This window comes from Paenibacillus sp. P4_A7 (genome assembly GCF_056402455.1).
Genome location: NZ_JBFUHJ010000750.1, coordinates 1 through 1,455, shown reverse-complemented (window position 1 = coordinate 1,455; position 1,455 = coordinate 1). Strand labels below are relative to the sequence as shown.

At 34.4% G+C, this 1,455-nt stretch carries 1 protein-coding gene; it reads right to left on the bottom strand.

What is annotated here, in order from left to right; genetic code table 11:
• Positions 1 to 440 precede the first annotated feature (440 nt).
• Positions 441 to 1,455: tyrosine-type recombinase/integrase (locus tag AC1DWN_RS33665; RefSeq protein WP_477563174.1), on the bottom strand; the 1,015-nt coding region annotated here is incomplete at its 5' end.

Below are 1,455 nucleotides of genomic sequence, written 5' to 3'. Positions count from 1 at the left end.
GAGTATATGTGAGATAAACCCTTAATACTGAGGGACGGGGAACGATAGTTGAACAAATAAGGGGCAGTTTGCTCTGGCTAAATGAGACTATATATTACGGGAACATGATAAGGTAAATATTAAACATTAATTAGGCCATCCTCTCAGTTGATATGGCCTTTTCAATTAAGAACTTAAATTTGGCTCGGATACAGTACTCCTTGCACGAGTTGGTCATTGAAACTGCTAATTAGACCACATCCAATGATATCAGTTGATAAAAATGAAACATCTAGGGCACATTCGATTGCAAATCTAAAGTCCTTCATCGGTAATTAATTCTAATCGCGAATTAAACATAGTACAAAGACCTCCAGCTTTTTTAGACATATTTCGCTATTTGCCGAAGGGATTCCTACCTGTTTCTGGATATTTGCTCAAGAGTGAAAGTGAAACTTCTCTTATTCCATTATTTTTGTAAGTATCTGATACTTCTCTGTCCCTTCCAAATTTCTTAATGCGAGTTGTGTTTTTGTGTCGACAGCACTGTTTTGTCTTTGATGTTTAATTCCAAAGGAATGCCTCAATTGTCGAGTTGTAATTTTATTTTCTCCGTATTTTTTCGAGTATTTAATAACCATTTCTTGTATAGCCCTTTTGGTCATTCTCTTACCAACTCTTTGCCCATTAGGAATAGTTAAAAACAAAGCATCTTCAGACTTATCCGGGTGATAAACAGCCATTCGTACATTAAGGTAAGCAATTATATCCTCTGCTGTTGTCTCACAGAAAAGAATTGTATGAAAACTCTTGTGTCCCGACCATTGGCGAGAAATTCTGATTACTTTATCTTTTAACGTTATATCGCTTACATTCAGATTTACAATATCGCTCACCAGTAATCCTACTCGAAGCATCAGATTAATAATACAAATATCACGAATTCCATTTAAGTTGTAGTTCCAAATCGCCTGAGGATTTGTCGCATTGTCTGCTCGATACTGTGATCTAACATAACTAACAAATTCGTCTGCTTCAGTAGAAGTGATAGTTTTGGTTTGGATTTCTCTCGCATCCGTTAGAGCATTTGACACCCTAGTAGTAGTTATTTTTCGAAAAATATTTCTTTTGAGTAGGGGATCACCATTAGCATTTTCTGCTACATCATGTAGGTAGTTAAATAAAGAACGTATTGCATTAATTCTCCTAGAAATAGTTCGAGTTTTTAATCGTTCAACCTCATGAAGATGGCTTTCAAATTTCTGAATATGCTCAACAGTAATTAATTCCAAATGATATATTTTGATTTCTGCAGGATGATTAATATCTTCCGGAAATTTACTACTCATCCATAATAATAATGAATTAAAATCCTTTGTGTATTCAAGCAGGGAGGAAGGAGACAAATTCTTAGCTAGAGTATAATCAATATAATTTTCAACAAAAGAAGGTAGTGACTGTAATTTAATATACAAA